At 70.5% G+C, this 7,126-nt stretch carries 7 protein-coding genes; 5 read left to right on the forward strand and 2 right to left on the reverse strand.

Features of this window, described 5'->3' with window-relative positions:
• Window positions 1–221: 221 nt before the first annotated feature.
• From QSG27_RS13690 to QSG27_RS13700, 3 genes are all read left to right on the forward strand, one after another.
• Entirely contained in the window at window positions 222–1,274 is a 1,053-nt protein-coding gene (locus tag QSG27_RS13690) for a GNAT family N-acetyltransferase (RefSeq protein WP_306707032.1), read from the forward strand.
• Between the two features lie 120 nt (window positions 1,275–1,394).
• The gene (locus tag QSG27_RS13695; RefSeq protein ID WP_306707034.1) at window positions 1,395–2,468 is read left to right on the forward strand and encodes an aldose epimerase family protein; all 1,074 of its coding nucleotides are present in this window, start codon (window positions 1,395–1,397) and stop codon (window positions 2,466–2,468) included.
• Between the two features lie 38 nt (window positions 2,469–2,506).
• Window positions 2,507–4,012 carry a tagaturonate reductase gene (locus QSG27_RS13700; RefSeq protein ID WP_306707036.1) on the forward strand — a complete coding sequence of 502 codons (1,506 nt, stop codon included), beginning with the start codon at window positions 2,507–2,509 and terminating at the stop codon, window positions 4,010–4,012.
• Between the two features lie 54 nt (window positions 4,013–4,066).
• Here QSG27_RS13700 and QSG27_RS13705 read toward each other — a convergent pair whose 3' ends face one another.
• Complete coding sequence (locus QSG27_RS13705) at window positions 4,067–4,546, reverse strand: hypothetical protein (protein ID WP_306707038.1); 480 nt, start codon at window positions 4,544–4,546, stop codon at window positions 4,067–4,069.
• Window positions 4,547–4,924: 378 nt separating this feature from the next.
• Entirely contained in the window at window positions 4,925–5,503 is a 579-nt protein-coding gene (locus tag QSG27_RS13710; RefSeq protein ID WP_306707040.1) for a hypothetical protein, read from the reverse strand.
• A 216-nt stretch (window positions 5,504–5,719) separates the two neighbouring features.
• Between QSG27_RS13710 and QSG27_RS13715 the strand changes: the two genes are divergently transcribed.
• The gene (locus QSG27_RS13715) at window positions 5,720–6,787 is read left to right on the forward strand and encodes an Ldh family oxidoreductase (RefSeq protein ID WP_306707042.1); all 1,068 of its coding nucleotides are present in this window, start codon (window positions 5,720–5,722) and stop codon (window positions 6,785–6,787) included.
• Between the two features lie 30 nt (window positions 6,788–6,817).
• Window positions 6,818–7,126: amidase family protein (locus tag QSG27_RS13720; RefSeq protein ID WP_306707044.1), on the forward strand; the 309-nt coding region annotated here is incomplete at its 3' end.

Below are 7,126 nucleotides of genomic sequence, written 5' to 3' on the forward strand. Positions count from 1 at the left end.
CGAACCGCGCGTCCGGCGCCTGTGATATCGTTGGAACGCTGCCCTGCGCAGGACGCTCCCGCGATTCAATATCGAGAATGCATCTCATTCTTAAGCCTCAATCCGGTCCCGTTCCCCTATGCCTCCCGGCTTGTGACGATCCGACACAGCCTTGAAGCGTGGGAACACGCTGCACACTCCCGTCGCCCATCAGCCGCGCATCGCTTCAACCGAGGGTGTCCATGACCGGCCTGTTCGCGTTCGACCTCGTTCCCTTCGACCCGCACACCGCCCCGCCGGAGCTGTGGGCGGAACGGCATGTTTTCCGCCGGGCGCGGCACGCGCAGTCCGGCGCGGACGCACCCCCGCCCTCCGACGCCTGGTTCGAAGCGACCGAACGCCAGCCGAGCGCCTTCGGGCGCAACGTCTGTTGGGTGGCGCGGACGGAGGGCCGGATCGTCGGCATCGTCTATGCCTTCCTGCCCAACCCGGACCAGCCGGACATCCAGGCGGCGCTGCACCACCTGCACGCGGACGGTTTCGTGCTGAAGGAATGGCGGCGCCGCGGAATCGGCCGGCGGCTGCTGGCGGAAATCCACGGCCTGATGACCACCCAAGGGAAGACCGTGCTGACCCTGGTCACCGACAACGCGGACGGCCACGCCTTCCTGCGCGCCATCGGGGCCGACGAACGGTTGCGGTCGGTGGACAGCCGGCTGGCGCTCGGCGCCGTCGATTGGGCGATGGTGGAGGCATGGCACGCGGCGATGCACCGCGCGGTTCCCGGCCTGACGGAAACCATCCATGCCGGCGAGGTCCCGGACGCGGAGTTCGAAGCGACCCTGCCGCTGCACAACGCCCTGCTTCCCGACCTGCCGCGTGACCGGCTGGACCAGCCGCTGGTCCCGGTGACCATGGCGATGGCCATGGAATGGAAAAGCCAGATCCGGTTCCAGAAGGTGGAACAGCACATGGTCGTGCTGCGCGACCCCGACGGGTCGGTGGCCGGCTTCAGCGATGTGGTCTGGCACCCGGACGTGACGGACCGCGTCTGGCAGGGCGTCACCGGTGTGCGCCGCGACCGGCGCGGGCTGGGGGTGGGCAAGGGGCTGAAGGCCGCCCTGCTGCGGCACGTCCGCTCCGCCCTGCCCTCCGTCGGGCTGATGATCACCCGCAACGCGGCGACCAACGGGCCGATGCTGGCGATCAACCAGCGCCTCGGCTACGCGGAGCACAAGCAGCTCGGAACCTACCAGATCGGCGTCGGGGATCTGGGCGCGGCCCTGGCCGGCTGACGCCCTTTCCTGTGCGGCAAAAACGCCCGCTTCGCCGGCGGGCGCTTTTCCCCTTTCGTCCGGATAACTGATATATTAATATATCCGTTATCATCCCGGCCCAAGGGGGCAACCCACGCCATGACGCCTTATGCCGACCTCCGGCGCGAGGATTTCCGCGCCACCATCGACGGCACGCCGACCGACCTGTTCACCCTGCGCAACCGCCGGGGGATGGCCGTCCGCATCACCAATTACGGCTGCAAGATCGTCCAGATCCTGGCGCCCGACCGCGACGGCGCGCTCGGCGACGTGGTGCAGGGCTATGAGACGCTGGAGCGGACGATGGCCGGCCAGCCCTCCATGGGCTCCTTCATCGGGCGCTATTGCGGGCGCATCGGCGGCGGGCGCTTCACGCTGGACGGGGTGGAACACCGCACCGCCGTCAACGCGCCGCCGAACACGCTGCACGGCGGCCAGCGCGGCTCCCGATTCCGCACTTTCGCCGCGCGGCAACCGGACGAAACGAGCCTGGAACTGACCCACGTCTTCCAGGATGGGGAGGAGGGCTTCCCCGGCACCCTGCCGGTCCGGCTGGTCTATGCGCTGGACGAGGACAACGCGCTGACCATCGCCTGGACCGCGGTGGCGGCGGACAAGGCGACGGTGGCGAACTTCACCGACCATACCTTCTTCAATCTGTCGGGCGACGCCGGATCCTCCATCCTCGACCATGTGGCGACGGTCAACGGCAGCCGCTATCTGGCGCTGGACGCCACGGCGGTCCCCACGGGGGAACTGGTGGACGTGACCGGGACGCCCTTCGACTTCCGCAGCCCCGCCGCCTTCGGCGCGCGGATCGGCGACGGCCACCCGATGCTGGCGCTCGGCAAGGGCTACGACCTGCATTACGCGGTGGACAAGCCGGCGGGTGCGCTGGGGCTGCACGCCCGCGTGGTCCATCCGGGCAGCGGGCGGGTGCTGGAGGTTTTCTCCACGGAACCGGGCGTGCAGGTCTACACCGGCAATTTCCTCGACGGGCAGATGCCGCGCGACCTGGGCAAGGGCGGCACGCTCTACACCCGGCACAGCGCCTTCTGCCTGGAGCCGTCGCATTTCCCGAACGCCGTCAACATCCCGTCCTTCCCCTCCACCGCGCTGGCCCCCGGCCAGTGGTACGCGGGCCGGATCGTCTACCGCTTCGGCGTCGCCTGATCCGTCATTCCGGAATCGCTCGTCAAAGGACTCCCGTCATGCCTCATCTCACCCGTGAAACGCTCGCCGCCGGCGCCTTCGACGTGGCCCACACGGCGGGCGCCCCGCGGCTGCCCGTCACCGTTCTCCAGATCGGCGACGGGAACTTCCTGCGCGGCTTCGTCGATTGGATGGTGGACGTCGCCAACGGCGCCGGGCTGATGAACGCCGGGGTCGCCGTGGCGCAACCGCTGGACCAGGGCGTCGCCGGCCTGCTGACGGCGCAGGACGGGCTCTACACCGTCCTGCTGCGCGGCATCGAGCAGGGGCGGGAGGTGGAGTCCCGCCGGGTGGTCAGCTGCGTGTCCGACGCGCTGAACCCCTACGCCGACTGGGACCGCATGCTGGCCCACGCCACCGCCCCGGCGCTGCGCTTCCTGGTGTCCAACACGACGGAGGCGGGCATCGCCGACCTGGAGGAGCCCTACACCCCTGGTGTCTGCCAGCACAGCTTCCCGGCCAAGGTCGCGGCCCTGCTGCACGCCCGCTTCACGGCGCTGGGCGGCACCCCGGAGAGCGGTCTGGTCCTGCTGCCCTGCGAGCTGATCGAGGCCAACGGCGCCAACCTGAAGCGCATCGTCCTGGCGCACGCGAAGCGCTGGGGCCTGGAGTCCGGCTTCGCCGCCTGGGTGGAGGCGCACAACCACTTCCTGAACACGCTGGTGGACCGCATCGTCCCCGGCTACCCGCGCGACGAGGCCGCGGATCTGGCTGCCAAGTGGGGCTACGAGGACCCGCTGGCGGTGGCCGGCGAGCCGTTCCACGTCTGGGTCATCGAAGGCCCGGCGGCTCTCGCCGAGGAATTCCCGCTGCACAAGGCCGGGCTGAACGTGGTCTGGACCGAGGACCTGAAGCCCTACCGCACGCGCAAGGTGCGCATTTTGAACGGCGCCCACACCGCCAGCGCGCTCGCCGCCTTCCTGGCCGGGCTGGACACGGTGAAGGGCATGATGGACGACGCCACCCTGTCCGCCTACCTGACCATGGTGATGTTCGGGGAGATCGTGCCCTTCGTGCCGCTGCCGGAAGCGGAGCGCCAGGACTACGCCCGCACCATCATGGAGCGCTTCGGCAATCCCTACATCCGGCACGAGCTGATCGCCATCTCGCTGAACTCGGTGTCGAAATGGCAGGTGCGCGTCCTGCCCAGCCTGAAGGACCACGCCGCCGCCCATGGCGAGGCGCCGGACGGCCTGTCCTTCTCGCTGGCGGCGCTTCTGCGCTTCTACAAGGGCACGCCGGCGGCGGACGGCGCCTGCACCGGCAGCCGGGGCGCCGGTCCCTACCCGATCCGCGACGACGCGGCGGTGCTGACGGCGCTGTCCGGAGCCTGGGCCGCGCATGGCGACGACCCGGCGGCGCTGGTGGCCGCCCTGTTGTCCGACGCCGCCCTGTGGGGTGAGGATCTGACCCGCATCCCGGCGCTGGCCCAGCGCACCGCCGCCCATCTGGCGGCCATCGAGGCACGCGGCGTGCGCGGCGCCCTGGAAGCGCTGGTGGGCTGAGGGTCGGGGCCTTGCGGGTTGCCGCCCTCTTCCCGCCGGGGAGAAGGCGGCCCCTTACGGGCCGCCGGCCACGCTCCAGGGGTCGGGCGCAGTGACTTCATAGGGCTGGGCGACGCCGCCCATCGACAGCGCGTGCACCGAATTGCTGGTGAAGCCGCAGACCTCCGCCGGCTTCACGTCGGCGCCGGGCCGGAAGGCGTAGGGGCGTGGGGCGTCGCGCGACACGGTGGTGCCCTTGGTGCGCACGGTCAGGCCGTGGCCCGCCGGAACGCTCTGCTCCACCCAGATCCACAGGACGCGCGGGTCCTCCCGGAAACGGGCCAGCAGGGTGGACAGCGCCTCCGTGCAGGCGGCGTGGTCGAGCTGGTGGGCGCCATGGTCCACGATGGCAGTGGCCGGCCCGGAGGACGCCGCGTCCGCCGGTTGCCACGTCACCGCCATCAGGCCGGACAGCGCCACGCCCGCGATGGACGTTCCCCAGAGGACCCCGGATTCGAACCAGGAATCGCCGTGACGGCTGGACTGATCGCGCATGGTGATTCCTCGAAAAAACTCAACCGCTGCCATGTACGCCTGTTTGCCACGGGCGCCTGCCCATGGGTTTGATCCAGGACAAGCGCCGTGCAGGTCCGCCCGGCACCGAGAATTATTGTGCACTGCAACATCAGCCCGTTCAACATCCGCCGCAAGCATGACAGGGATGATTCCGCGCGCTTTCAGCCCGCGGGGCGATGAACGCGGCAATTTGCCGCTGCTTCGTGGCCGCTGCTTCGTGCAAGACCGTCGGCAGGAGCGCCGCCGGCCGTCCGGTTTCAGGAACCGTCAGGCTCCAGGACAACGGGCCGGGCGGCGCCATGGTTCCCCGCCGCCCAACACCGCCGTCCAGTCCGCCACCGTTCAGTCCGCCACCGTTCAGTCCAGCGTCCAGCGGCTCATTTGGGGGAAGGACGGCAGGCTGTTCTGCCCGACATGGGCGAACATCCCGGAAAACCCGGTCATCCCGGCCTGGGCGAGCGCCAGCGGGCCGATGTGCGTCCCCTGCTCCAGCCAAGCCAGCATCGGGTGCGTCCCTTCATACTGGTCGTATTTGTAGGAACCGGGGAAGAACAGGCAGTCCATCGGCAGGTTCAGATGCTGGACGACGGCGTAGGACCACGCCTGGGACATGAACTCGCCCTGCCGGGCCGCCATGGTGAGGATCGGGTCGGGGCTTCCGTCCGGCGCGGTTTCATCCCGCAGCAGGATTTCGATGTCCTCCTGCAAATCCGTCCCGAGGTGGGACCAGAAGCGGCGCGGGACGACGATCATGTGCCCGGCCTCGTGCAGCAGGTCGCCCGGCCCGAGCAGCGTATCGGGATCGACATGGATCACCCCGCCATGGATGTTCACCCCCGGCAGAAAGCCGCCATGGGCCTTCTCGCCATAGTCGATCTCCATACCGATGCCACGCAGGAAGCCGATGATGGGCTCCAGCGCCTCCGGGTGATACATCCGCCTTCTCCCTTCGCTTGAAAAGCGGGGCACATATTCGCGTAAAGACGCCGGACGGGCAACACATACTCCATTACGTCCCACCCAAGCCGCCGCGGCCCGTCGCAGGGCGCCCGGATGCGCATGGCGGCCCCGCCGCCCGCGCGCTATGGTGCGTCCCGCGGCCACCGGACCGGCAAGAGTCCGGGCCGCGCAATGAATTCGGAAGGGACGAGCATGAGTGACGACACCCCCAGCCGCCGCGCCGCCGCGGCCTTCGCGCAGACCGCCGACGCCGCGACGCCGGTCGCCTTCGGCGATCTGGTGGCGCTTCTGGAGCGCATCTTCCTGCGCCACGGCACGTCGGAGCGCGTGGCGGCCGTCCTGGCGGAAAACTGCGCGTCGTGCGAGCGCGACGGTTCCACCAGCCACGGCGTGTTCCGCATTCCCGGCTATGTCGGTTCGCTGAAGAGCGGCTGGGTGGATGGGCGGGCCGAACCCACGGTGGAGGAGGCCGGCCCCGTCTTCCTGCGCGTCGATGCCGCCAACGGCTTCGCCCAGCCCGCCTTCCTGGCCGCCCGCGGGCGGTTCGTGGAGATGGTGCGCGACAGCGGCGTGGCCGTCATGGCGATCCGCAACTCCCACCATTTCAGCTCGCTCTGGCCGGATGTGGAGCCCTTCGCGCGGGAGGGGCTGGTCGCCCTGTCCTTCGTCAACAGCTTCGCCTGCGTCGTGCCGCCGGGCGGCAGGACCGCCGTCTACGGCACCAACCCGATGGCCTTCGCCACCCCGGTCGCCGGCGGCGACCCGATGGTGTTCGATCAGGCGGCCAGTTCCATGGCAAACGGCGACGTGCGCATCGCCGCGCGCGAGGGGCACGTCCTTCCCCCCGGCTCCGGCGTGGACCGTGACGGCAGGCCCACCACCGACCCGAGGGCCGTTCTCGACGGCGGCGCCCTGCTGCCCTTCGGCGGCCACAAGGGCGGTTCCATCGCCTTCATGATCGAGGTGCTGGCGGCGGCGCTGACCGGCGGCAAATACTCGCGCGAGGTGGACTGGTCCGCCCATCCCGGCGCCGAGACGCCCTGCACCGGCCAGCTTTTCATCGTCATCGACCCGGAGCGCGGCGGCACGGGCGCCTTCGCCGAGCGCGTCGCCGGGCTGATCGGGACCGTGAAGGACGCCGGGCAGGACCGCATGCCGGGCGAGCGCCGCTACGCCCGCCGCGCCCGCACCCTGCGCGACGGCGTCCCGCTGGCCCCCGCCCGCCTGGCCGAGCTGCGCGCCCTGGCCGGCGACGCCTGACGCCCTTCCCTTCCTCCGTTGGGTCACGCCATGACGATCCCCACCATCGCCGCCCTGTCCCGCCAACTCGACAAGGGCGCCACCACCAGCCGCGCGCTCGTCGACTCCGCCCTCGCCGCCATCGAGGCCGGGGGTGAGGAGGCGCGGAAGACCTACACCGCCCTGCACGCCGAACCGGCCCGCGCGGCGGCGGACGCCCAGGACCTGCTGCGCCGGGCCGGGCCGCGCCCCTCGCCGCTGGCCGGGCTGCCGATCTCGGTCAAGGATCTGTTCGACGAGGCCGGGCACACCACGCGGGCCGGGTCGCGGGCGCTGGAGGGGGGCGCCCCCGCGGCCCCC

Source organism: Azospirillum isscasi (assembly GCF_030849505.1).
Lineage (GTDB): Bacteria > Pseudomonadota > Alphaproteobacteria > Azospirillales > Azospirillaceae > Azospirillum > Azospirillum isscasi.

Excerpts from the sequence above, each read along its gene's own strand:
- QSG27_RS13690 (WP_306707032.1), top strand. The coding sequence starts at position 222 with ATGACCGGCCTGTTCGCGTTCGACCTCGTTCCCTTCGACCCGCACACC.
- QSG27_RS13695 (WP_306707034.1), top strand. The coding sequence starts at position 1,395 with ATGACGCCTTATGCCGACCTCCGGCGCGAGGATTTCCGCGCCACCATC.
- QSG27_RS13700 (WP_306707036.1), top strand. The coding sequence starts at position 2,507 with ATGCCTCATCTCACCCGTGAAACGCTCGCCGCCGGCGCCTTCGACGTG.
- QSG27_RS13705 (WP_306707038.1), bottom strand. The coding sequence starts at position 4,546 with ATGCGCGATCAGTCCAGCCGTCACGGCGATTCCTGGTTCGAATCCGGG.
- QSG27_RS13710 (WP_306707040.1), bottom strand. The coding sequence starts at position 5,503 with ATGTATCACCCGGAGGCGCTGGAGCCCATCATCGGCTTCCTGCGTGGC.
- QSG27_RS13715 (WP_306707042.1), top strand. The coding sequence starts at position 5,720 with ATGAGTGACGACACCCCCAGCCGCCGCGCCGCCGCGGCCTTCGCGCAG.